This window comes from Streptomyces sp. NPDC014995, assembly GCF_043080745.1.
Lineage (GTDB): Bacteria > Actinomycetota > Actinomycetes > Streptomycetales > Streptomycetaceae > Streptomyces.
On sequence record NZ_JBIBVX010000009.1, the window covers coordinates 270,073 to 294,072 of the forward strand.

A 24,000-nucleotide genomic window follows, 5' to 3' on the forward strand; every position below is an offset into this window, starting at 1 on the left:
GTCCGGGGGTCTGTCCTAGTTGTCGATCTCGACGAGCTTCTTGCCCTCGAAGGTCATGACCTCGAAGTGGTCGATCTCGTTCGGGCTGAGGGCCGCGCCGCCCTGGACGTAGAGCGGGTTCTTGGCCTGATCGGTCTTGGCGGTGGGGAGGCCGTACCCCCATTCCGGGACGGACCAGGACGAGATGGTCTCGCGCTCGCCGTTGGTGCCGACGGCGATGAGCGAGCACTTGTTGGGGCCCGCCACGTTCTTGAGCTCGACGACGGCCTCGGTGCCCCAGGCCTTCTCCTGCATGGCGACGGTCGCCGTCACCTTGGTGCTCGCGTCGGTGGCCGTGACCTTGTCGGTGAAGGTCTCGAAGACCGTCTTGGCGGGGTTGCTGTCCGCCAGGACTCTGGGGGCCTCGCCGCTGTCACCGCCGCTCGTCGCCACGGCCACGAGCGGGCCGCCGACGATCAGCGCCGCGGCGGCCGCGATCATGTAGAAGCTGCGCCGGCGCTTCTGGGCGCGGCGGTCCGCGACCTCGTCGACGAGCTTCTCCACGAGGCGCGGGCCGGGCTTGGCGGACAGGGACTCACCGATCGCGGGGGTCCCGGAGCCGGGCAGGTCCGCGAGGGCGGCCAGCATGGGCTCCATCCCGGCGAGTTCGTCGAGCTGCTGGGCGCACCACTCGCAGCCGGCGAGGTGCGCCTCGAAGGCGGTCGCCTCGGCGTCGTCGAGGATGCCGAGGGCGTAGGCGCCGACGGTCTCGTGTTCGCTCGGGCTCGGAGATCCCACAGACCCCTGCATGGGACCAGACATACCCGGCCCACCTGCTCCGAACCCCCCGTACATGCTCATCACGCCGTCACCCCCCGCTCCTCGAGAGCCAGCTTCATCGACCGCAGGGCGTAGAAAACCCTCGAGCGCACGGTGCCACTGGGTATCCCCAGCGTCTCGGCCGCCTCATTGACGGTACGCCCCTTGAAGTACGTCTCGACGAGCACCTCCCGGTGTGCCGGGGTCAGGTCGTCGAGTGCGTCCGACAACGTCATCAGCCACAGCGCCTTGTCGATCTCGTCCTCCGCGGGGATGACCTCCAGCGGCGACGGGTCGACCTCCTGCGGCCGGGCCTGCCGGCTGCGGTGGCCGTCGATGACGATGCGGCGTGCGACCGTCACCAGCCAGGGGCGTACCGATCCGGTCGCTCGATTGAGCTGTCCGGCGTTCTTCCAGGCACGGATGAGTGTCTCTTGCACGACGTCCTCGGCGCGCTGCCGGTCTCCGGCAACCAGACGAAGGACATACGCAAGCAGGGGTCCGGCATGCTCCCGATACAGAGCACGCATCAGCTCCTCATCAGGTTCCGAGGGCTGGGACATGCGATGTCGGGCCCTCGATCCACGTTCATTGGCCACGGCCGCATCCTTGCGCACGCCCACCTCCGGTGTCCGGGGGTTCCCCCGAGTCGGTCGCTCCACCACGGTTACGGAAGGGGCCCGTTGAGTGTTCAAACCCGGCTGACAGTTTTCTTCCGGGTGTCGTGACGAGGGGGACATGAGCGCACATTCCCGCCCCTCTTCCTTTACGTTTCCGCCACATGGTCAAGGCGGCGCGCGCTGCCCGCCGAGCCGCGAAGGTAAACGGCGTGTAATCGAAATCACTTCGACAGCGCTGTCACGAACACGACATAGCGGACAGGGGAGTTGGGGCGTGAGGGTGACGGAGGGTCGGGCGGACACCTGAGGGAGAGTCGGGCGGCCACCGGAAGGAGGGCCGGCGGACGCACGGCGGAGGGTCGGGCGGCCATCCGGCAGAAGGCCGGCGGGCGCGCGCGAAGAGCCCCGCGGGCACCCGGCAAGAAGGCGGCGAACGCATCGCGAACGGCCCCGCCGGCACCTGACGGGCGGCGGCGGAGGCGTCACGCGCGGGTGGGCGCGGTCCTCCTGCGGTGCCGGGCGACCCGCTCCCGGTTTCCGCAGACCTCGCTGGAGCACCAGCGTCTGCGGCGTCCCCGGGACGTGTCGACGTACACGATCGGGCAGTTGTCCCCCGCGCACTGCCGCAGGCCCGTCCGCGCGGCGGGATCGGTGAGCAGTTCCACCGCGTCCCGGGCGACCGCGGCGAGCAGCGCGGCGCACTCCGGGGGGCCGTCCAGCTCCCGCACGAGCGTGCCGTCCTCGCCGCGTGCGGCCCGCGGGGCCGGGGGCGCGGTGCGGGCGGCGTCGTTGACGCGGGCGAGGGCGAGGTCGTAGGGGCGGACGTCATCGGACAGCCAGGCGTGCACCAGTTGCCCGACGCTCCCCCGCAGTTCCCGGAAGGCCACCGGCCAGGAGGGGTCGGCGTGCGTCAGCGGGGTGCCCGGCGGGACGAGTCCGGCGCCGGTGATCCACGCGCACAGCGGCGGGACCGCGTCCAGCCGTTCGAGGGGGTGGGTGGTGGCGAGGAGGTCCAGGCAGACCCGTCCGGCGTCGAACCGCAGGTCGTAGGGGGACGGGGGCGTACTACCCAGTGCCATGTGCCTGTCACCGCCTAGGGAAGGCTCCTTGGGGAAGCGTTCCTCTCACAGTGCCGGGTGGAGGCGCGTCGCCGGAACCCCCCGTACCGGGCGCGGGTCCGGGTATTCGGCCCGGCCGAGGCCCGCGGCCGAGGCCCGTCGAGGGCCGAAGCGGGGGCCGGGCGCGGCAGTCCCCGGTGAGGGCGACCGTGCGGGTCGCCCTTCCGCCCGGCCCAGGTGCCGCCGGCACCCGCCGGTCGCCCCACCCCCGCTCAGGCGTCCGCGTACTTCGCGTCCGCCGCGGGGTCCAGCGCCAGCCGGTACCCCCGCTTCACCACCGTCTGGATCAGCTTCGGCGCGCCCAGCGCGGTCCGCAGCCGGGCCATCGCCGTCTCGACGGCGTGCTCGTCGCGCCCCGCCCCCGGCAGTGCCCGCAGCAGGTCGGCGCGGGGCACGACCCAGCCCGGCCGGCGCGACAGCGCCCGCAGCAGGGACATCCCGGCCGGCGGTACGGGCTTCAGGCAGCCGTCGACCAGGACCGCGTGGCCCCGGATCTCCACCCGGTGTCCGGCGACCGGCAGGGAGCGGGCCCGTGCGGGCAGTTCCTGGCACAGCAGCTGGACGAGCGGCCCGAGCCGGAACCGCTCCGGCTGGACGGTGTCCACGCCGTGCGCCTGGAGCGGCAGCGCGGTGACCGGGCCGACGCAGGCCGGCACGACGTCGTGGTGGAGGGCGGACAGCAGCTCGGACAGCAGCCCCCGCTCCTCCGCCCGCGACAGCAGCGAGGCGGCGGCCGGCGCGCTGGTGAAGGTGACCGCGTCCAGCCCGCGCGAGACGGCGGCGTCCAGGAGCCGGTCGAGCGGCGAGATGTCCTCCGGCGGCATCCACCGGTACACGGGCACGCCCACGACCTCCGCTCCCCCGGCCCGCAGCGCCTCCACGAACCCGGGCAGCGGCTCACCGTGCAGCTGGACGGCGATACGGCGGCCGTCGACGCCCTCCTCCAGCAGCCGGTCGAGCACCTCCGCCATCGACTCGCTCGACGGCGACCACTCCTCCGTGAGGCCCGCGGCGCGGATGGCGCCCTTGACCTTGGGCCCGCGCGCGAGGAGCTCGACGTCCCGCAGCCGGGCGATCAGCTGCTCGCCGAGCCCCCAGCCGTCGGCGGCCTCGACCCAGCCGCGGAAACCGATGGCCGTGGTGGCCACGACGACGTCCGGCGCCTGGTCGAGGAGGTCCTTGGTGGCGGAGAGCAGTTCGCCGTCGTCGGCGAGCGGCACGATCCGCAGGGCGGGCGCGTGCAGCACCGCAGCCCCGCGCCGCTGGAGCAGCGCTCCGAGCTCGTCGGCCCGGCGCGCGGCGGTCACGCCGACGGTGAAGCCGGCGAGGGGCCCGTGCTGCTCGGGCGCCGGGGCGCTGGCGTCGTTGTCCGGTCGCTGCTGTTCGTACATGGCTCTCGTCCCGCACTCGAGTCGTTGCACCTGCACCAGGTAGTGCACCTGCATGCCGATCGAGCCTGTCAACGGTGCGTGACAGGCTCGGTTCGGCTTCATGTCGCCAGTGTTACGTCACACCTCGGCATAGCTGAGCTGCTGCTTCGCCTCGGAGGTGGCGCCGGAAGCGGTGATCCGGCCGGCCGGGCGGCGAAGGTATACGGCCCAGGTGACCGCGAAGCAGGCGGCGTAGTAGACGAGGAAGGCGACGAACGCGCCGGTTCCGGAGCCGTAGGAGAGGAAGGACTGCCGGAAGGCCATGTTGATGCCGACACCGCCGAGCGCGCCCACCGCCCCGATGAGCCCCATGGAGGCACCGGAGAGGCGACGGCCGTAGCTCGCGGCCTCCTCGCCCTCCAGCCCCCTGGCGACGGCCTTCGCCTGGAAGATGCCGGGGATCATCTTGAACGTCGACCCGTTGCCGAGGCCGCTGAGCACGAACAGCACGACGAAGACGGCGACGAAGAGCGCCAGCGACTTCTGCATGCTGGCCCAGACCAGGATGGCGGTGGCGGCGGCCATGCCGACGTAGTTGTAGAGGGTGATGCGGGCGCCGCCGTAGCGGTCGGCGAGCCAGCCGCCGAGGGGGCGGATGAGGGAGCCGAGGAGCGGGCCGATGAAGGTGAGGTAGGCGGCCTGCAGCGGCGTACGGCCGAACTGGTTGGTCAGCACCTGCCCGAAGGCGAAGCTGTAGCCGATGAACGACCCGAAGGTGCCGATGTAGAGGAAGGACATGATCCAGGTGTGGGCGTCCTTCGCGGCGTCCTTGGCGGCGCCGGTGTCGTTCTTCACGGACGACAGGTTGTCCATGTACAGCGCGGCCAGGGTCGCGGCGATGACGATCAGCGGGATGTAGATCCCGAGCAGCACGTGCGGGCCGCCGCTGGCGCCGATGATGGCGAGGGCGACGAGCTGGATGACCGGGACGCCGATGTTGCCGCCGCCCGCGTTGAGCCCGAGCGCCCACCCCTTCTTACGGAGCGGGAAGAAGGCGTTGATGTTGGTCATGGAGGAGGCGAAGTTGCCGCCGCCGATGCCCGCCAGCAGGCCGACGAGGAGGAAGGTGTTGAACGAGGTCCCCGGCTCCATCACGGCGAACGCGGCGATCGTGGGGATGAGGAGCAGGCCGGCCGAGATGATCGTCCAGTTCCGGCCGCCGAAGACGGCGACCGCGAAGGTGTACGGCACCCGCACGACGGCCCCGACCAGCGTCACCACCGACGTCAGCAGGAACTTGTCCGCCGGGGTCAGCCCGTACTCCGGTCCCATGAAGAGCACCAGCACGGACCACATGGTCCAGATCGAGAAGCCGATGTGCTCGGAGAGGACGGAGAAGAGGAGGTTGCGCCGGGCGATCTTCTCGCCGCCGGCGTTCCAGAACGCCTCGTCCTCCGGATCCCACTGCTCGATCCAGCGACTGCCCCGCTTAGGGGAAGTCGGGGGTGCGGGGGCTGTACCAGGGGCTGTCATGACGCCTCCACGTGCTCCGGGACTCGGGTGGTTCGCGGTGATGAGCGGTGATGAGTCCCGAAGGTAGGGAGGGCTCGTTTCCGGTCTGTGCCTGTGGGTGACCGGAAGGGAACGTTGCTCTCACCTCCGGCGGGGGCGGGGTGAGAGGTCGCGACCGGGCCGGAACCGGTTCGGCGACGGGGCCGGCTGGTGGCAAGGGTACGGGCCTGCGCTCATGTACCGTCCGGCCGGCCCGACGAGGTCGGGGGGCGGGAGGCCCTGGTGACGGTTCCGGTGAGGTGACGGTGACGAAGGACACGGCGTGGGCGTCGGCCTTCTTCAGCACGTCGAGGGCCTCCGGGGTGCGCGTCGGGTCGGGGCCGTCGTCGAGGTCGCGCGCGGCACCCGGTCGGCCGTGGCCGCGGGGCGGGGGCGGCCTCGGGACGGGGGCGGCCGCGGGGCGGAGGCGGCCGCGGGGCGGAGGCGGTGGTCGGCGCGGGGGCGGTGGTCGGCGCGGAGGCGGTGGTCGGCGCGGGGGCGGGAGCACACGTTGGCGGGCGTTCGCGGGTCTCGCCGGCGCTCTGGCCGGGGATCCGGCGGGCGCGTGGCCGACGCCCGCCGACGCGGAGATCGCCGCCGAGATCTCCCGGAGTCGCGGAGCCTGACACCCGCCTCCTCCAGGCCGAGGCCGTCGCCGGCGAGCAGCTGGGCTGGGAGGGTGCCCTGGCGACGATCGTGGACGCCGGGCGGAGCGGCCGGCCGTCGAGGCGGCTCGGTGCGGTCGCCGGGTGACGGGCGGGCGTCGGACGGCGGACCGGCGGACCGGTGGCCGGCTGGCAGGTGGGCCGCCCGCCACCGGTCCGCCGGCTGCCGTCGCAGGCATCTCGCCCCATGCGCGATGCCCTATTGGTCCGCAGAGGCCAGGTTCATGTCCATGGCCGGAATCCATCCCTTGACGGGACGGTCGAGCCACGACTCGGCGAACCCGAGTTCGACCGCCGCCCGGCGCAGTGCGTCGAGGGCCGGATGAGCCAGCCCCTTGCGCCACACCAGTGACACGGGGGACAGCGGGACCGGGTCGACGAGCGGTCGCAGCACCGTTCCCGGCATGGCCGGAAAACCCACCACCACGAGGATCGGATGGGCGTCCTTCGCCATGATGCGCTGGAATTCCTCGATCCCGACGGCCAGCGGGGCGGGCGGCGCGAGTTCGATGCCGCGCCCCTCGAACAGCAGACGGGCGAGGTCGGTCCACTCCGGCGTCCGCGGGTTGCCGGCGCCCGCGTACACCGTCTCCCCCGCCAGCGCGGCCAACGGCACCTGCGCCGACGCCGCCAGCCGGTGGCCCTCGGGCAGCAGGACCGCCATCGGCTCCAGGCGCACCAACTGGTGGTCGAGGCGGGCCCGCAACGCCGGGTCCAGGCCCGCGTACCGGCCGAACGACGCGTCCAGCCGCCCCGCGCCGATCTCGACGGCGGCGCCGGTCAGGCCGCTCTCGTAGCGGGCCATCAGCTCGTGCTCGGGGGCGAGTTCACGCGCCCGGTACAGCACCCGGCGGCCGGTCTCCAGACCCGGCGAGTTCAGGTCGACCAGCAGCGGGCGGGCCTGGCGGAAGGCGGCGAGCAGGTCGTCCTGCGCCTGGAGGACCCGGCGCGCGTGGGGCACCAGCCGCTCCCCGTCCGGGGTGAGCGTCACCTGCCGGGTGGTCCGCACGAACAGCTCGGCGCCCAGCTCGCGCTCCAGCCGCCGTACGTCCCGGCTGAGCGCCTGCTGGGCGACGTAGAGACGGGCCGCGGCACGTGTGAAGTGGAGTTCCTCCGCCACGGCGAGGAAGGCGCGCAGGAGTCGGGGGTCGAGGTGAGCGGGCATCCCGTGAACTTACAACGCAGGTGCGTGAATCGGTGCCGAGAAGGTGTTGGACCGCTTGATCAACGGCGGGCGACGGTGGAGCCATGCCGCACCTGCCGCAGTCCGCACCCGACCGGGCCCCCCTCCTCACGGTCACCGCCGACACCCTCGTCGCCGTCGACTTCACGCCCAGAGCCCGCACCCGCACCCGCACCCGCACCGGAGCCCGCGCCCGCACCCGATCCCGCACCGAGACCCCCACCGGGACCCGCCCTGGAGCCCGCGCCCGCACCCACACCCGCACCCGACCCGCCGGCCCCTACCGCCGCCTTCTCGCCCTGCCCGGCGCCCGCGCCTTCACCGCCGGGAACCTCCTCGCCCGCCTGCCCATGGGCATGTTCGGCGTGAGCGCGGTCGTGATGATCGCCGGTACGCGCGGTTCGTACGCCCTCGCCGGCGCCGTCACCGCGACCGGGCTCGCCGCGTCCGCGCTGGTCGCGCCGTGGATCGCACGGCTCGTCGACCGGTACGGGCAGGCCAGGACCGCCGTACCGGCCACGCTGTTCGCGGTGCTCGGAAGCCTCGCGCTGGTGCTGTGCGTGCGCGGCGGCGCACCCGACTGGACCCTGTTCGCCGCCCAGGTCGCCACCGCCACGACCCCCAACACCGGCGGTATGTCCCGCGCCCGCTGGAACCACCTCCTGAAGGGCGACCCGGACGCGCTGCACACCGCCAACTCCTTCGAACAGGCCGCCGACGAACTGTGCTTCATGCTGGGCCCGGTCCTGGCGGCCTTCCTGTGCGGCACGTTCTTCCCGGAGGCGGGCACGCTGGTCGCCGCGGTGCTGCTGGTGACGGGCGTCCTGCTGTTCACCGCCCAGCGTTCGACCGAGCCGCCCCCGCACCCCCGCACCACCGGCGGGGCCCCGCTCCGCGCGCCCGGGATCCCGCCGCTGCTCGCGGTCTGTCTCGCGCTGGGGGCCGTGTTCGGGGCGACGGAGGTCGTCACGATCGCGTTCGCGGACGCGCGGGGGCATGCCGCCGCGGCCGGGATCGTCCTGGCGCTCCAGGCGGCCGGCTCGTGCGCGGCCGGGCTGCTGTACGGGGCGGTGCGGCCGTCCGGCCCGGCGGCCCGGCGCCATCCGTGGACGGTGGCCGCGATGACCGTGCTGCTCCCCCTCCCGCTGCTCGCGGCCACCGTCGCCGGCTCGCTCCCGCTGCTGGCGGGCGCCCTGCTGATCGCCGGGATGGCGACCGCGCCGACCATGGTCACCACCATGGCCCTGATCCAGGAACGCACCCCCGAGGGCCGTCTCAACGAGGGCATGACCCTGGCGGTGACCGGCCTGCTCGGCGGCATCGCCTGCGGCAGCGCGGCCGGCGGCTGGGTCGCCGAGCACGTCTCCCCGGCGGCCGGATACGGCGTGCCCGTCGCGGCGGCCGGAACCGCCCTGCTGCTCTCCCTCACCGTCCTCGGCCGCCCGGCCGAATCCCGCGCACCCCATTGACGGCCGTACGGCGGACACCTACCTTCGCCCGTCGAAGCGCTTCGACGTCACGCATCGAATCGATTCGACACACCCGGCGTGACGACCGTTCCTGCCCCGAGAACCATCCGGCTCCCCTGGAGGCACAGGATGTTGACGGCACGAAGGCGTGTGGTGGCGAGTGCGGCGGCGGTCCTCGCGGGGACCCTGCTCCTGGCCTCCTGCGGTGACTCGGACGGCGGCGGCTCCTCCGACGCCAAGACCCTGCGGCTGTGGCACTACGAGGCCCCGAACAGCGCGATGGGCGCCGCCTGGGCGGAGGCCGTCAGGGAGTTCGAGGCCCAGCACCCGGGCGTGAAGGTGAAGTTCGAGGAGAAGAGCTTCGAGCAGATCCAGAAGACCGCCCCGATGGTCCTGAACTCCTCCGACGCCCCCGACCTCATGGAGTACAACAAGGGCAACGCGACGGCGGGCCTGCTCTCCAAGCAGGGGCTGCTGACCGACCTGTCCGCCGAGGCGACGAAGCGCGGCTGGGACAAGCTCCTCAGCGCGGGCGTGCGCACCACCAGCCAGTACGACACCGACGGCGTGATGGGCTCCGGCAAGTGGTACGGCGTGCCCAACTACGCCGAGTACACGATGGTCTACTTCAACAAGGACCTGTTCGCGAAGTACGGGATCGCCGAGCCGAAGACGTTCGACGACCTGGTCTCGGCGATGGACACCTTCGTCGACAACGACGTCACCCCGCTCGCCAACTCCGGCGCCGAGTACCTCGCCCAGCAGTACGTCTACCAGCTCGCCCTCTCCAGGGCCGACCGCTCCTGGGTCGACTCCTACGAGCTGTACAAGGGCAGGACGGACTTCCACGACGCGGCCTGGACGTACGCGGCCGAGACCTTCGCCGACTGGGTGAAGAAGGGGTACGTCGCCAAGACCTCCAGCGGCACCAAGGCCGAGGAGGCCGGCGTCTCCTTCATCCAGGGCAAGGCGCCCGTCCTGTTCTCCGGCAGCTGGTGGTACGGCCGCTTCCAGGCCGAGGCGAAGTTCGACTGGAGCACCACCCTGTGGCCCGGCTCGAACCTCACCCTGGGCTCCGGCGGCAACCTGTGGGTCGTCCCCGAGAACGCGAAGAACAAGGACCTCGCCTACGACTTCATCGACATCACCATGTCGAAGAAGATCCAGAACCTCCTCGGCAACAAGGGCGGCGTCCCGGTCGCGGCGGACGCCGCCGCCATCACCGACCCCAGGGCGAAGAAGCTCATCACCGACTTCAACACCCTCTCCGACCGCGACGGCCTGGCCTTCTACCCCGACTGGCCGGTCCCCGGCTTCTACGACGTCCTCGTCTCCGAGACCCAGAAGCTGATCACCGGCAGCGCGACACCGGACGCCTACCTGGACGCGTTGCAGGAGGCGTACGACAAGGGCGCGCCGAAGCGATGACGGTGACCGTCGAGCGGGGCGGGCGGGTGACCGGCAAGGAGGACCGGGCGGTTCACCCGCGCCGCCCCCGTGACTCCTACGCGCTGTTCCTGCTTCCGGGCGCCCTCGCCTTCCTGGCGGTCGTGGTCGTCCCGTTCCTGATGAACACGGGCGTGAGCTTCACGGACTGGCAGGGGGTGGGCAGCCCCGAGTGGTCCGGGCTCGCCAACTACCGGGAGCTGATGGACGACTCCGAGTTCTGGGAGTCCTTCCGGCACAGCCTCTTCATGGTCGTCGCCATGGCCGTCGTACCGACGGCGATCGGACTGGTCCTGGCGGCCGCCCTGTTCGACTACGTCGGCAGGCACTTCGGCACCCGGATCGCCGCCGTGCTGCGCGCCTGCTTCTACCTCCCGCAGGTGCTGCCGATCGCGGTCGCCGGCATCGTCTGGAGCTGGATCCTCGCCCCCGAGAACGGCTCGCTCAACGCGTTCCTGAAGGCGATCGGCCTGGGCTCCTGGCAGCGGGACTGGCTCGGCGACCCCGACTTCGCGCTGTACAGCGTGATGGGCGTGATGGTGTGGGTGCAGATCGGCTTCCCGCTGGTCGTGTTCATGGCCGGCCTCCAGCGCGTCGACCCGCAGCTCCACGAGGCGGCCGAGCTCGACGGCGCCGGCTGGTGGCGCCGCTTCCGGCACATCACGCTGCCGCAGATCCGCCCGGAGACCTATGTCGTCCTGACCTGGTGCACGATCGCCGCGCTCAAGGTGTTCGGCGCGGTGTACGTCCTGACCAAGGGCGGCCCCGGCGGCGCGACGAACGTGCCGTCCTACTTCTCCTTCACCACGTTCTTCGAGAAGACCCAGGTCGGCTACGGCGCCGCGGTCTCCACCGTACTGACCGTGATCATCCTCGCCCTGTCACTGGTCGGGCTGAAGCTCCAGACCAGGGCGGAGGACGCGGAGGAAGGGGCGCGCACATGACCGCCGTCCGTCGCTACCCGGTGCTGGTCGCCCTCTGCCTCGCCGCCCTCTTCATGATCGTCCCGTTCCTGATCGTGGCGGTGAACGCGGTCAAGTCCCCGGCGGAGTACTCCCAGAACGGGCCGCTCAGCCTCCCCGACGGCCTCTACCTGGACGGCCTGAAGGACTTCTGGGAGCGCGTCGACTACAGCCAGAAGCTCGTCAACTCGGTCCTGATCAGCGGCTCGGTCGCCGTCCTCGCGGTCGTGCTGTCGGTGCTGAACGCGTACGCGATCGGCATCGGGAGGATCAAGGGCCGCGCCTGGGTGCTGGCCTTTTTCGTCCTGGCGAACATGCTGCCGCAGGAGGCGCTGGTCTACCCCGTCTACTACCTGAGCAAGCAGGCCGGCCTGTACGACACCCGGCTCAGCGTGATCATCGTGTTCACGGTGATCCAGGCGGCCTTCGGCACGTACCTGCTCTCCTCGGTGCTGGGCCGGTTCCCCCGCGAGATCATCGAGGCCGCGCGGATCGACGGCGCGACCAAGTGGCAGGTGCTGTGGCGGATCGTCGTCCCGGTCAGCCGGCCCACCCTCGGCGTGCTCCTGGTCTTCTTCTTCGTCTGGACCTGGAACGAGTTCCTGCTCCCGCTGGTCATGCTGATCTCCAACGACAACCAGACGGTGTCGGTGGCCCTCGGCGTCCTCCAGGGCCAGCGCCTGATGGACGCCACGATGACCAACGCGGCCGCCCTGCTCGGCGTGCTCCCGGCGCTCGTCTTCTTCCTCCTCTTCCAGCGGACGCTCACCCGCGGCATCGCCGTGGGAGCCGTGAAGTAAGGACCCCCCACATGAAGTTCACCGATGGTTACTGGCTGCTGCGCGAGGGCGTCACGGCCGCCTACCCGGCCGAGGTCCTCGACGTCGGCGAGTCGGACGGCGTCCTGGAGATCCACGCGCCCACCCGGCCCATCCGCTCGCGCGGCGACCTGATGACGGGACCGGTCATGACGATCACCGCCCACACGCCGATGCCCGACGTCATCGGCCTCACCCTGACCCACCTCACCGGTGAGCAGCCGCGTGAGCCCGCCTTCGAGCTCACCGAGGGCGAGGCCGTCCCCCAGGTCTCCTACGACGACGAGCACGCGACCCTGACCTCGGGCGCGCTGTCGGTACGGGTGGCCCGCGGCGGGCCCTGGCACGTGGAGTTCCTCGCCCACGGCCGCGTCCTCACCTCCAGCGGGCCCAGGAGCATGGGCATCATGCGGGACGCGACCGGCGCCCACTACCTGCGCGAGCAGCTCGGCCTCGGCGTCGGCACGAGCGTCTACGGCCTCGGCGAACGCTTCGGCCCGCTGGTGAAGAACGGCCAGGTCGTCGACATCTGGAACGCCGACGGCGGCACCGCCACCGAACAGGCCTACAAGAACGTCCCGTTCTACCTGACCGACGCGGGCTACGGCGTCTTCGTCGACCACCCGGGCAAGGTCTCCTTCGAGGTCGGCTCGGAGACGGTGTCGAGGGTGCAGTTCAGCGCGCAGACCCAGGAGCTGACGTACTACGTCATCCACGGCCCCACCCCGAAGGACATCCTGCGCAAGTACACGGCCCTCACCGGCCGTCCGGCGCTCCCGCCCGTCTGGTCGTTCGGCCTGTGGCTGTCGACGTCCTTCACGACGTCGTACGACGAGGAGACGGTGACCTCCTTCATCGAGGGCATGCGGGAGCGCGAACTGCCCCTGTCCGTCTTCCACTTCGACTGCTTCTGGATGCGGGAGTTCCACTGGTGCGACTTCCGGTGGGACCCGCGGGTGTTCCCGGACCCGGAGGGGATGCTGGCCCGGCTCAAGGCCAAGGGCCTGCACGTGTGCGTGTGGATCAACCCGTACATCGCCCAGCGGTCGCCGCTGTTCGCGGAGGGCAAGGCGCTCGGGCACCTGCTGAAACGCCCCGACGGCGGCGTCTGGCAGTGGGACCTGTGGCAGCCGGGCATGGCGCTCGTCGACTTCACCAGCCCGGCCGCCCGCGACTGGTACGCGTCGAAGCTGGAGGCACTGCTCGCGCAGGGCGTCGACTGCTTCAAGACCGACTTCGGCGAGCGGGTCCCGGTCGACGTGGTCTGGTCCGACGGCTCCGACCCGGAACGGATGCACAACTACTACACCTACCTCTACAACCGCACCGTCTTCGACGTGCTGCGCAAGCACCGCGGCGAGGGGGAGGCGGTCGTCTTCGGGCGGTCGGCGACGGCCGGCAGCCAGCAGTTCCCGGTGCACTGGGGCGGCGACTGCGAGGCGACGTACGAGTCGATGGCCGAGTCGCTGCGCGGCGGGCTCTCGCTGGGCCTGTCCGGGTTCGGCTTCTGGAGCCACGACATCGGCGGCTTCGAGGGGACGCCGACACCGGCGCTGTTCAAACGGTGGCTGGCCTTCGGACTGCTCTCCTCGCACAGCCGGCTGCACGGCTCCTCCTCGTACCGGGTGCCCTGGCTGTTCGACGAACAGTCCGTGGACGTGCTGCGGCACTTCACCCGGCTGAAGCTGCGGCTCATGCCCTACCTGTACGAGGCCGCGCGCGTCGCCCACGAGGAGGGCACGCCGGTCATGCGGGCGATGGTCCTGGAGTTCCCCGACGACCCCGGCTGCGCGCACCTGGAACGGCAGTACATGCTCGGCCCCGACCTGCTGGTCGCGCCCGTCTTCGACGACGAGGGGGACGTCACCTACTACGTCCCCGAGGGCACCTGGACCCACTACCTCACCGGACGCACGGTCACCGGGCCGCGCTGGGTGCGCGAGCGGCACGACGTCCTCAGCCTGCCGCTGCTGGTGCGGCCCGGCGCGGTCCTCCCGGTGGGCGCGCACGCCGACCGGCCCGACTACGCGCACACCGACGGGGTCACGCTGCGCGGCTACGGCCTTCGGCGCGGCGCCCAGGTGACGGTGCGGGTCGGGGAGGTCACCTTCACCGTCGTCCGGGAGGGCGACACCCTGCGGGCCTCCTCCAGCGATCCCTCGGCGCCCTGGGCACTGGCGGCCGGGGACCGTCTGGCGCGGGCGCGGGCGGGCACCGGCTTCCTCACCCTGGAGCTGCGCTGATGGTGAAGATCACCGACGTGGCGCGGCACGCCGGGGTCTCCCCCAGCACCGTGTCCTACGCGCTCAGCGGCAAACGCCCGATCTCCGAGGAGACCCGGCAGCGGGTCGAGGCGTCCATCCGCGAGCTGGGATACCGGCCGCACGCCGGCGCCCGGGCCCTGGCCAGCAGCCGCTCCAACGTGCTCGCGCTGGTGGTGCCGCTGCGGACCGGCATCCACGTCCCGGTCGTCATGCAGTTCGCGGTGTCGGTGGCGGTGGCCGCCCGGCGCCACGACCACGACGTCCTGCTGCTCACCCAGGAGGAGGGCGAGGACGGCCTGAGCAGGGTCGCGGACACCGCGCTGGTGGACGCCCTGATCCTGATGGACGTCCAGCTCCGCGACCCCCGGCTGCCGCTGCTGCGCTCCCTCGACCGGCCCTGCGTGATGATCGGGTTCCCGCACGAGGCGGCCGGGCTGACCTGCATCGACCTGGACTTCCGGGCGGCGGGCGAGGCCTGCGTGGAGCATCTGGCGCAGCTCGGGCACCGGGTGGTGGCGCTGGTCGGTTCCCCGCCGGAGGTGTACGTGCGCGGGACGGCGTTCGCGCAGCGCGTGGTGCAGGGGTTCACCGCGGCCGCCGACCGCGGCGGGCTCGCCTCGGCCGTCCACCCCTGCGAGGCCACGCCCGCCGCCGCGCGCCGGGTGGCGGAGCAGCTCCTGCGCGAGCAGCCGGCGCTGACGGGGGTGGTCGTCCACAACGAGGCGGTCCTGGAGCCGCTGATCGACGCCTTCGAGCAGCTCGGGCTGCGGGTGCCCGGCGATCTGTCGGTCACGGCGATCTGCCCCGACGAACTCGCCGAGGGCCTCCGCGTGCCCGTCACCTCCGTCGCGCTGCCGTCCGCGGAGGTGGGCACACGGGCCGTCGACCTGCTGATGGCGAAGCTGGCCGGGGACCAGGTGCCGGAGGCGACCCTGCTGCCGCCCCGGCTGACGCAGCGCGCGAGCACGGCACCGCGCCCCGCCTGACCTGTTGTGCAAGGCCCTACCGAAGGAGCCGTGACATGAAGGGCACGAGAAGAAGACCCGGAGGCACGCTCGTCCTGGCGCTCGCACTCGTCGCGAGCCTCGCCGCGGCCGTCCCCGCGACGGCCGGTCCCCTCCCCTTCCGGGATCCGTCCCGCTCCGTGGACCAGCGGGTCGACGACCTCCTCGGGCGGCTGACCCTCGCGGAGAAGATCTCCCTCCTCCACCAGCACCAGCCCGCGATCCCGCGCCTGGGCATCCGGTCCTTCCGCACCGGCACCGAGGCCCTGCACGGCGTCGCCTGGCTCGGCGAGACCACCGTCTTCCCGCAGGCCATCGGCCTGGCCTCGACCTGGGACCCGGAGCTGATGGAGCGGGTCGGCTCGGCGGTCGGCGACGAGGCGCGCGGCTTCCAGCGGGAACGCCCCGACGGCTGGGGCCTCAACCTGTGGGCGCCGGTGGTGAACCTGCTGCGCGACCCGCGCTGGGGCCGCAACGAGGAGGGCTACAGCGAGGACCCGGAGCTGACCGGCGCCGTGTCCACCGCGTACGGGAAGGGCCTGACGGGCGGCGACCCCGACCACCTCAAGACCGCGCCCACCCTCAAGCACTACCTGGCCAACAACAACGAGTGGCACCGCACGACCACCTCCTCCGAGCTGCGCCCGCGCGTGGCCAAGGAGTACGACGAGGCGGCCTTCAGACCGGCGATCGAGGCGGACGCGGCGACCGGCGTGATGTCCTCCTACAACCTGGTCAACGGCCGCCCCGCGACGGTGAACCCGGACCTGAACGACGTCGTGCGCACCTGGACCGACCGCGACCTGCTGAACGTCACCGACGCCTTCGCCCCCGCCAACCTCCCCGGCGACCAGCGCTACCACCCCACCCTCGCCGAGGGCGACGCGGCCGCCCTGAAGGCGGGCATCGACAGCTTCACGGACAACGGCGCGGACTCCGGCCCGACGGTCACCGCGGTCACGTCGGCCCTGGAACAGGGCCTGCTGGCCGAGTCGGACATCGACACGGCCGTCTCGCACATCCTCTCCGTGCGGGTCCGCCTGGGCGAGTTCGACCCGGGCGGCGGCCGGTACGGCGCGATCGACAAGTCGGTGATCAACAGCCCGGAGCACCGGCAACTGGCCCGCGAGGCGGCGACCGAGGGCGCGGTCCTGCTGAAGAACCAGGCGCGCGCACTCCCCCTGAAGGCGTCGGAGAAGGACGTGGCCGTCGTCGGCCCCCTCGCCGACACCCTCTACACCGACTGGTACTCGGGCACCCTCCCCTACGCCGTCACCCCCGCCGACGGCATCGCCGCCAAGCTCGGCAGGGACGTCACCATTAGCGAGGGCGTGGACCGGATCACGCTGAGGAACACGGCGACGGGCAGCTACGTCACGGCGGGCACGGGCACGGCGGGCGCGGCGCTGACGGAGAGCGCCGCATCACCCACCCTCGAGGCCCGGTTCGACGTGTTCGACTGGGGCCAGGGCGTGCTGACCCTGCGCTCGGCGGCCAACGGCCGCTATGTCGGCTACAACTGGTCGAACTTCGTCAACGACCAGGTCCAGCCCGGGGGTTGGTTCGCCCAGCAGCAGTTCAAGCTGGAGGCACAGCCGGACGGCACGTACCTGCTGCGTTACGCGGGCTACGAGACCGAGGAGCCCTGGTGGTCGAACCCGGTCTACCTCGGCCCGACGGGCTCGGACGGCACCCTCGGCCTGGTGCCGAAGGAGCAGGCCGCGCACTACGCGAAGGACGTGGTCAGAAGCGGCCTGAGCGAGGCGGTCGCCGCGGTCAGGGGGAGGGACACCGCGGTCGTCGTGGTCGGCTCCAACCCCTCGATCAACGGCCGTGAGGCCCACGACCGCACCGACATGGCCCTGGCCCCCGCCCAGGAAGCCCTGGTCAGAGCGGTCCGCAAGGCCAACCCGAACACGGTCGTGATCGTCGAGAACAGCTACCCGACCACGCTCGGGTCGCTCCAGAAGGAGGTCCCGGCCGTCCTGTGGACCTCCCACGCCGGCCAGGAGACGGGCAACGCGCTGGCCGACCTCCTCTACGGCGACGCGAACCCCTCCGGCCGACTGACCCAGACCTGGTACCGCTCGGAGGCGGACCTGCCGTCGATCCTCGACTACGACATCATCAAGTCCGACCGCACCTACCAGTACTTCACGGGCCGCCCCCTCCACCCCTTCGGCCACGGCCTGTCGTACACGACCTTCCGCTACGGCGGGCTGCGGCACGTGAGCGGCGGCTACGAGGTGAAGGTCACCAACACGGGCAGCCGGGCCGGCGACGAGGTCGTGCAGCTCTACACCCACCAGCGCGCCTCCCGTGACAAGCAGCCCCTGAAGCAGCTGAAGGCGTTCCAGCGGGTGTCGCTGAAGCCGGGCGAGACGAAGACGGTCCGCCTGAGGCTCACCCCGTCCGACCTCGCCCACTGGGACGTCACCCGCTCGAAGTGGGTGGTCGAGACGGGCACGTACGACATCCTGGTCGGCGCCTCGTCGTCGGACATCCGCAGCAGCGCGTCCTGGCAGGTCAGAGGCGAGACCATCCCGCCCCGGGACCTGTCGGCGGCGACCCGCGCCGAGAACTTCGACGACTACGCCGGCACCCGCCTCGTCGACGAGTCCACGGTGCGCGGTACGGCGGTGGAGGCTACGGCCGACGGTTCCTGGCTCAGCTTCGAGGACACGCGCCTCGGGGCGGGCGCCACCCGCCTCACCGCCCGCGTGTCCGGCACCTCACCCGGCACGATCGAGGTCCGCCTGGGCTCGCCCACCGGCCCCGTCGCCGGTACGGCCCACACGGCCGGGACGGGGTCGCCGTACACGTACGAGACGGTCACCGCGGACCTGTCGGCAGCGGCGAAGGGCCGTAACGACGTGTATCTGGTGCTGAGCAAGGGGCTGCGCCTGTCGACGTTCGGCCTGCGCTGAACGGGACGGGGGACATGCCCCCTCATGGCAGAAGCCCCGCTGCTCGCAAGCAGCGGGGCTTCGCCCACATGGGATGAGTGGAGATGGCGGGAATCGAACCCGCGTCCAACGGTGCGGAACCAGGGCTTCTCCGTGTGCAGTTCGCTTCGCTTTTCTCGGCCCCGGCGATCACGCGAACAAGTCGCCGACGGGCCCAGTCACTGTGTGATTTCCCTCTTCACCCCGTGACCGGGATCGAGGTTTAGTTCCCTAGCTGATGCCAGGATCCGGGTCGGGAACGAGCCCGGGCTGACACTCCCTTAAGTAAGGGGCAGTTGCCTAGCTACCTGATCAGGCAGCGAGGGCGAACTGCGTCGCCTTGGGAGAATCGCTCTTAACAGTGGCGATTATTTTTTTCGGCCTGTGGTTTACGAGATCATGGCCGCTTCCTCGACACGCTTCCCCTGCTTCGACAGCCGCTGTCGAAACCGATCATCCCCATGTTGATTTTTCAATCGTCGTGCCCGCTGTGAGGCACAGGTGCCATCGTACGTGACCAACGCACGCCGATGCCAGCCTATTCCCGCCGGGCGGTGAACGGCCGGCGGGCCGCGCGGTGAACGGCCGGCTACGCGCCGCGCTGGCGCCGCTTCGCCGCCGCGATCACGCGATCCGCGTCCCGGCGGTCCTGCTTCTCCCGCAGGGTCTGCCGCTTGTCGTACTCCTTCTTGCCGCGCGCCAGCGCGATCTCGGCCTTCGCGCGGCCGTCCTTGAAGTACAGGGCGAGGGGCACGATCGTGTGACCCGTCTCCTCGGACTTCACCGCCAGCTTGTCGATCTCCTCGCGGTGCAGCAGCAGCTTGCGCTTGCGGCGCGCGGAGTGGTTGGTCCAGCTGCCCTGGCTGTACTCGGGGATGTGGGCGTTGTGCAGCCACGCCTCACCCCGGTCCACCTGGACGAAGCCGTCGACCAGCGAGGCACGGCCCTGGCGCAGCGACTTCACCTCGGTGCCGGTGAGCACCAGACCGGCCTCGAAGGTGTCGATGATCGCGTAGTCGTGCCGGGCCTTCTTGTTCTGCGCGACCATCTTGCGCTGGCCGTCCTTGGCCTTGCCCGCAGCCGGCTTGCCCTGCTTCGGCTGGGACTCTTTCGGTACGTACATGCCCTTGCTCATAGTGCGGCCATTTTCGCACCCCAGGGGGGTCCGAGGGAAAGCCGATTACGCACGATCACCCAGGGTCGCGAAGCAGGCCGCGGGAAGCTTTCCGGGCGAGGGTCCCCGGTCCGGCTCAGGACGCGTCGCCGAGCCCGCTCAGCACGGTCTCGGCCCGCTCCAGGGCCCGGTCACCGGTCTCCAGGTCGGGGGTGATGCCGGTGCCGTCGACGGTGCGGCCGGAGGGGGTGCGGTAGTGGCCGACGGTCAGCTCGGCGACGGAGCCGTCGGGCAGCCGGCTCGGCATCTGCACCGAGCCCTTGCCGAAGGTGCGGGAGCCCACGACGACCGCGCGGCCGCGGTCCTGAAGGGCCCCGGTGAGCAGCTCCGCCGCGCTCATGGTGCCGCCGTCGACGAGTGCCACCAGGGGCTTCGCGGTGTCGCCGCCGGGCTCGGCGTGCAGGGCGCGCTGCTCGCCCTCGACGTCGTAGGTGGCGACGAGGCCGCCGTCGAGGAAGGCGGAGGCGGTGGAGACGGCCTCGGTGACCAGGCCGCCGGAGTTGCCGCGCAGGTCCAGGACGATCCCGCCGTCGGCGGGAGCCCGGTGCACGGCGGTGCGGACGGCGTCGCCCACGCCCTTGGTGAACGCGGCGACGGTGATCACGGTGACACCCCCGGCGAGCCTGCGCACGGTGACCGAGTCGGTGGACAGGCGGGCCCGGCGCAGGGTCTCGGTCCACGCGCGCGTGCCGCGCTGGAGGCCGAGACGGACGGTGGTGCCGGCGGGCGCGTCCGTGGCGTCACCGCGCAGTAAGGAGACGACCTCGGTGACCGGACGGCCGTCGACCGCCTTCCCGTCGACGCTGCGCAGCCGGTCGCCCGCGCGGAGCCCGGCGGCGGCCGCGGGCGACCCGGACTGCACCCCGGTCACCTCGATCCGGCCGTCCCGCTCGCGCCGCGCCTCCAGGCCGACACCGGTGTACCGGCCGTCGAGGGACTCCTCGAACTCCTCGTACTCGCCCTCGGAGTACACCGCGGCCCAGCGGTCCCCGCTGCGGCTGACGGCGCGCTCGGCGGCCTCCAGGGGGGATTTTCCGGCGGCCATCGCCTCCTCGGCGGCCCTGGTCACCGCCTCGGGGTGACTGGTGGGGGCCGCCGCGCGAGCCCGGTCGGCCGCGGCCCCGCGGCCGTCGCCCGGCAGTGCGCCGGTCGCCGCACCCGCGACGAGCACGCTCGCGAACACCAACGTCAGGGCGGCCCCGCGGCCGAGGCGGCGGGGCGGACAGAACGGGTCACGGCCTGACATGGCGGTGAGTCTAGGGGAACGCGAAGGGGCCGTACGGTCGGTCGACCGTTCGACCCCCTTGGCATGCGTCACACCTTCAGGTACTTGCGCAGCGCGAAGAACGCGGCCAACGCGGGCATCAGCAGGCTGGTGGCGAGGATGAGCGGGAGCTTCGTCAACACGGCGTCCCAGCCGATGAAGTTGATCAGACTCAGCTTCTCGGACAGGGCCAGACCGTGGTCGATGATGAAGTACCGCGCGATCACGAGGAATCCGCACGCGACCGTGCCGCCGATGAGCCCGGCGACCGCCGCCTCCGCGATGAACGGAGCCTGGATGTAGAAGCCGGAGGCGCCGACCAGCCGCATGATCCCGGTCTCACGCCGTCGGCTGAACGCGGAGACGCGCACCGTGTTGACGATCAGCATCAGCGCGACGACGAGCATCAGCGCCATCACCGCCCGCGCGGCCCAGTTCATGCCGTTGAGCAACTCGAAGAGATTGTCCAGAATGCCCTTTTGGTCCTGCACGGACTGCACACCGTCGCGCCCGTCGAAGGCGGTCGCGATGACCTGGTACTTCTCCGGGTCCTTCAGCTTGATGCGGTACGACTCCTGCATCTGGTCCGGCGTGAGCGAGGCGGCCAGCGGCGAGTCGCCGAACTGCTCCTTGTAGTGCTTGTACGCCTCGTCCTGCGACTCGTGGGTGACCTTGTCGACGACCCCCATCTTCTTCAGGTCGGCGAGGATCTGGTCCTTCTGGTCATCGGTCACCGCGCCCTTGGCGCAGTTGGGATCGGACTCGGCGTCACTCTTGTTGCAGAGGAAGATCGAGACGTTGACCTTGTCGTACCAGTAGCCCTTCATCGTGCTGACCTGGTCGCTCATCAGGAGCGACCCGCCGAACAGGGCGAGCGACAGGGCGACGGAGACGATGACGGCGAAGGTCATCGTCAGGTTGCGGCGAAGACCGACACCGATCTCCGACAGTACGAACTGGGCGCGCATGGCGGGTTGTTCAGGCCTTTCCGTGGACGGGTCAGTGCTGGTAGCCGTAGACGCCGCGTGCCTGGTCGCGGACGAGGCGGCCCTTCTCCAGCTCGATGACGCGCTTGCGCATCTGGTCCACGATGTTCTGGTCGTGCGTCGCCATCACCACGGTCGTACCGGTCCGGTTGATCCGGTCGAGCAGCTTCATGATGCCGACGGAGGTCTGCGGGTCGAGGTTGCCGGTGGGCTCGTCGGCGATCAGCAGTTTGGGCCGGTTCACGAAGGCCCGCGCGATGGCCACGCGCTGCTGCTCACCACCGGAGAGCTCACCGGGCATCCGGTCCTCCTTGCCGCCGAGCCCGACGAGGTCGAGCACCTGCGGCACGGACTTGCGGATCTCGCCGCGCGACTTGCCGATGACCTCCTGCGCGAAGGCGACGTTCTCCGCCACCGTCTTGTTCGGCAGGAGCCGGAAGTCCTGGAAGACGGTCCCCAACTGGCGGCGCATCTGCGGCACCTTCCAGTTGGACAGCCGAGCGAGGTCCTTGCCCAGGACGTGCACCTGACCGTGACTGCACCGCTCCTCGCGGAGGACCAGCCGCAGGAAGGTGGACTTTCCGGAGCCGGAGGACCCCACGAGGAACACGAACTCGCCCTTCTCCACTTCCAGGGACACATCCCTGAGTGCGGGGCGGGTCTGCTTGGGGTAGACCTTGGAGACGTTGTCGAATCGGATCACGGATGCACCACGGGTCGCCGGGGGTAGATGAGCGTGACCATACGCGAACCGGGTACACGCGCGCAGGCACCGGTTGCGGTTGCGCGGGGGTTGTGCCCTTTTGTACCGGGCGGGACTTCTTGAGGGGCCGCGGGGGCAGCTCCCTCGGCGCCCGCGCAACCTCCGGAGGAACCTGGCACAGTGGGTGGGGGAACGTTCGCGCCTCCGCGAGCGTTGTGTACGTGGAACCGGTGCAAGGAGGGCGAGCGCATGACGTACGACCGGCTGGTGTGCGCTAACTGCGCGGCGCCCGTGAGCGAGGGCCGGTGCCCCGTGTGCCGTGCGAACCGCGAGCGGATGCAGCAGGACAACTTCTTCGCGGGACTCAACCCGATGGCGCTGATCGCGCTGCTGGCGGTGCTGGTGGCGGCGTTGGCGCTCCTGGCCCACCAGACCGCGTAGTCGTACGCGTCGTACCGGACCCGGCCGGCCACCACGGCCGATCATCACGCCGAAGGGGCCCGGAGCCGAACAGCTCCGGGCCCCTTCGCGTGGGCACGTACGGTGCGTACGGGCGCGACTACCCTCAGGCAGCCGCTCCGCCGCGGCCCTCGACCAGGCGCGGCAGCACACGGAAGCCGATGCCGCCGGCGATCATCGTCGCGGCGCCGATCAGCAGGAACGCGGTCTGGCCGGCACCGGTCTCGGCCAGCTCGTCGCCACCGCCCTGGGCGACCGCCTCGGAGGTGGAGTCCGAGGTGTCGGTCAGCGCGGAGCTGCCGGCCTCCTGGGCGGAGGTGCCGTCGGGGGTGGTGCCGGAACCGCCGGTGGAGGAGGAGCCGCCCGTGGTGGAGGCGGAACCGCCGGTGGTGGAGTCCGAACCGCCGGTGCTGTCCGAACCGCCGGTGCTGCTGGAGCCACCGGAGTTGCTCGAACCGCCCGAGTTGCTGGAACCGCCCGAGTTGCTGGAACCACCGGAGTTGCTGGAACCACCGGAGTTGTTCGAGCCGCCGGAGTTGCTGGAACCACCGGAGTTGCTGGAACCACCGGAGTTGTTGGAACCGCCCGAGTCGCTGGAGCCACCGGAGTTGTTCGAACCACCGATCGAGGCGCTGCCACCGATCGAGGCAGCGCCGCCGATGGACACGCTGCCGCCGATCGAAGCGGCACCGCCCTCGGACGAAGCGCCACCCTCGGACGAGGCACCGCCCTCGGAGGAAGCACCGCCCTCGGAGGAGGCGCCGCCTTCGGACGAGGCGCCGCCCTCGGACGACGAACCCTCGCTCGACGTGCCGCCGTCGGTGCAGACGACGATGGAGCAGTCGTCGTTACCGCCCGAGGTGCCGCCGTCCTCCTCACCGGAGAGGGTCTCGATCAGGCTGCTCTCACCACCGTCGACGGCGTTGGCGGCGCCCGCCACCGTCAGCGAGGCGCCCGCGGCGATCACGGCGCCGGCGGCAATGCGCGCGACCCGGATCCGCGTCTTCTTGGTCATATGGTTGCTACCCCCAGTAGCCGAATTGTCGATGAGGCCGCGCCCGGGACGGTGATCAACGGAGGTAGCTGAGATTTAGCGAGCCCCCCGGTTCACATGCGTCCCAGAGATACGCATGCCACACTTCACCCTTCCTATTTTTTGAAGCAGCGTCAAGGTCATTGCGTACGCAATGTCCAAGTCAGG

19 protein-coding genes and 1 other RNA gene are annotated in these 24,000 nt (G+C 71.2%); 8 read left to right on the forward strand and 12 right to left on the reverse strand.

Translation table 11 applies throughout. From position 1 onward, the window contains the following. Positions 1 to 15 precede the first annotated feature (15 nt). From ACF1A1_RS20240 to ACF1A1_RS20265, 6 genes are all read right to left on the reverse strand, one after another. On the reverse strand, positions 16 to 789 hold the full coding sequence (locus tag ACF1A1_RS20240; RefSeq protein WP_392001510.1) for an anti-sigma factor family protein: 774 nt from the start codon (positions 787 to 789) through the stop codon (positions 16 to 18). Between the two features lie 50 nt (positions 790 to 839). Continuing rightward, positions 840 to 1,361, reverse strand: coding sequence for a sigma-70 family RNA polymerase sigma factor (locus ACF1A1_RS20245; RefSeq protein WP_010039908.1), 522 nt, complete (start codon positions 1,359 to 1,361; stop codon positions 840 to 842). A 539-nt stretch (positions 1,362 to 1,900) separates the two neighbouring features. Continuing rightward, positions 1,901 to 2,497 carry a CGNR zinc finger domain-containing protein gene (locus ACF1A1_RS20250; protein WP_392001511.1) on the reverse strand — a complete coding sequence of 199 codons (597 nt, stop codon included), beginning with the start codon at positions 2,495 to 2,497 and terminating at the stop codon, positions 1,901 to 1,903. Positions 2,498 to 2,748: 251 nt separating this feature from the next. Continuing rightward, positions 2,749 to 3,927, reverse strand: a complete 1,179-nt coding sequence (locus ACF1A1_RS20255) for a uroporphyrinogen-III synthase (protein WP_392001604.1) — start codon at positions 3,925 to 3,927, stop codon at positions 2,749 to 2,751. A 117-nt stretch (positions 3,928 to 4,044) separates the two neighbouring features. Further along, positions 4,045 to 5,439 (reverse strand): nitrate/nitrite transporter, encoded by a 1,395-nt coding sequence (locus ACF1A1_RS20260; RefSeq protein WP_392001513.1) that lies wholly within the window; start codon positions 5,437 to 5,439, stop codon positions 4,045 to 4,047. Between the two features lie 882 nt (positions 5,440 to 6,321). Further along, positions 6,322 to 7,287 carry a LysR family transcriptional regulator gene (locus ACF1A1_RS20265; protein WP_392001514.1) on the reverse strand — a complete coding sequence of 322 codons (966 nt, stop codon included), beginning with the start codon at positions 7,285 to 7,287 and terminating at the stop codon, positions 6,322 to 6,324. A gap of 83 nt (positions 7,288 to 7,370) precedes the next feature. On the opposite strand from ACF1A1_RS20265, the gene ACF1A1_RS20270 reads away from it, so the two are divergent. The 7 genes from ACF1A1_RS20270 to ACF1A1_RS20300 all read left to right on the forward strand — a co-directional run bounded on the left by ACF1A1_RS20270 (position 7,371) and on the right by ACF1A1_RS20300 (position 18,195). After that, positions 7,371 to 8,774, forward strand: coding sequence for an MFS transporter (locus ACF1A1_RS20270; protein ID WP_392001516.1), 1,404 nt, complete (start codon positions 7,371 to 7,373; stop codon positions 8,772 to 8,774). 129 nt (positions 8,775 to 8,903) lie between these two features. Next, a complete protein-coding gene (locus tag ACF1A1_RS20275; RefSeq protein ID WP_392001517.1) occupies positions 8,904 to 10,202 on the forward strand; it encodes an ABC transporter substrate-binding protein in 1,299 nt (432 codons plus the stop codon). Further along, complete coding sequence (locus ACF1A1_RS20280; RefSeq protein ID WP_392001519.1) at positions 10,199 to 11,164, forward strand: carbohydrate ABC transporter permease; 966 nt, start codon at positions 10,199 to 10,201, stop codon at positions 11,162 to 11,164. Before ACF1A1_RS20275 ends, ACF1A1_RS20280 begins: the two co-directional genes overlap by 4 nt. Beyond that, positions 11,161 to 11,982 (forward strand): carbohydrate ABC transporter permease, encoded by an 822-nt coding sequence (locus tag ACF1A1_RS20285; RefSeq protein WP_392001521.1) that lies wholly within the window; start codon positions 11,161 to 11,163, stop codon positions 11,980 to 11,982. The genes ACF1A1_RS20280 and ACF1A1_RS20285 overlap by 4 nt, the downstream gene beginning before the upstream one ends. Positions 11,983 to 11,993: 11 nt before the next feature. Next, entirely contained in the window at positions 11,994 to 14,243 is a 2,250-nt protein-coding gene (gene yicI, locus ACF1A1_RS20290; RefSeq protein WP_392001522.1) for an alpha-xylosidase, read from the forward strand. Beyond that, positions 14,243 to 15,250, forward strand: coding sequence for a LacI family DNA-binding transcriptional regulator (locus tag ACF1A1_RS20295; RefSeq protein ID WP_392001523.1), 1,008 nt, complete (start codon positions 14,243 to 14,245; stop codon positions 15,248 to 15,250). Before yicI ends, ACF1A1_RS20295 begins: the two co-directional genes overlap by 1 nt. 35 nt (positions 15,251 to 15,285) lie before the next feature. Continuing rightward, positions 15,286 to 18,195, forward strand: a complete 2,910-nt coding sequence (locus ACF1A1_RS20300; protein WP_392001525.1) for a glycoside hydrolase family 3 C-terminal domain-containing protein — start codon at positions 15,286 to 15,288, stop codon at positions 18,193 to 18,195. A gap of 75 nt (positions 18,196 to 18,270) precedes the next feature. Here ACF1A1_RS20300 and ssrA read toward each other — a convergent pair. From ssrA to ftsE, 5 genes are all read right to left on the reverse strand, one after another. After that, positions 18,271 to 18,674, reverse strand: a transfer-messenger RNA (tmRNA) gene (gene ssrA, locus ACF1A1_RS20305). A gap of 128 nt (positions 18,675 to 18,802) precedes the next feature. Then, positions 18,803 to 19,336 (reverse strand): SsrA-binding protein SmpB, encoded by a 534-nt coding sequence (gene smpB / locus ACF1A1_RS20310; RefSeq protein WP_392001527.1) that lies wholly within the window; start codon positions 19,334 to 19,336, stop codon positions 18,803 to 18,805. Positions 19,337 to 19,463: 127 nt separating this feature from the next. Continuing rightward, positions 19,464 to 20,633, reverse strand: coding sequence for a S41 family peptidase (locus ACF1A1_RS20315; RefSeq protein ID WP_392001528.1), 1,170 nt, complete (start codon positions 20,631 to 20,633; stop codon positions 19,464 to 19,466). 68 nt (positions 20,634 to 20,701) lie between these two features. Further along, a complete protein-coding gene (ftsX, locus tag ACF1A1_RS20320) occupies positions 20,702 to 21,619 on the reverse strand; it encodes a permease-like cell division protein FtsX (RefSeq protein ID WP_392001530.1) in 918 nt (305 codons plus the stop codon). A gap of 31 nt (positions 21,620 to 21,650) precedes the next feature. After that, positions 21,651 to 22,340 (reverse strand): cell division ATP-binding protein FtsE, encoded by a 690-nt coding sequence (gene ftsE / locus ACF1A1_RS20325; protein ID WP_067235911.1) that lies wholly within the window; start codon positions 22,338 to 22,340, stop codon positions 21,651 to 21,653. 249 nt (positions 22,341 to 22,589) lie between these two features. Between ftsE and ACF1A1_RS20330 the strand changes: the two genes are divergently transcribed. Beyond that, positions 22,590 to 22,781 (forward strand): hypothetical protein, encoded by a 192-nt coding sequence (locus tag ACF1A1_RS20330; RefSeq protein WP_392001532.1) that lies wholly within the window; start codon positions 22,590 to 22,592, stop codon positions 22,779 to 22,781. A gap of 124 nt (positions 22,782 to 22,905) precedes the next feature. Here the strand turns inward: ACF1A1_RS20330 and ACF1A1_RS20335 are convergent, their stop codons facing one another. After that, a complete protein-coding gene (locus tag ACF1A1_RS20335) occupies positions 22,906 to 23,814 on the reverse strand; it encodes a hypothetical protein (RefSeq protein ID WP_392001534.1) in 909 nt (302 codons plus the stop codon). Positions 23,815 to 24,000: the final 186 nt, after the last annotated feature.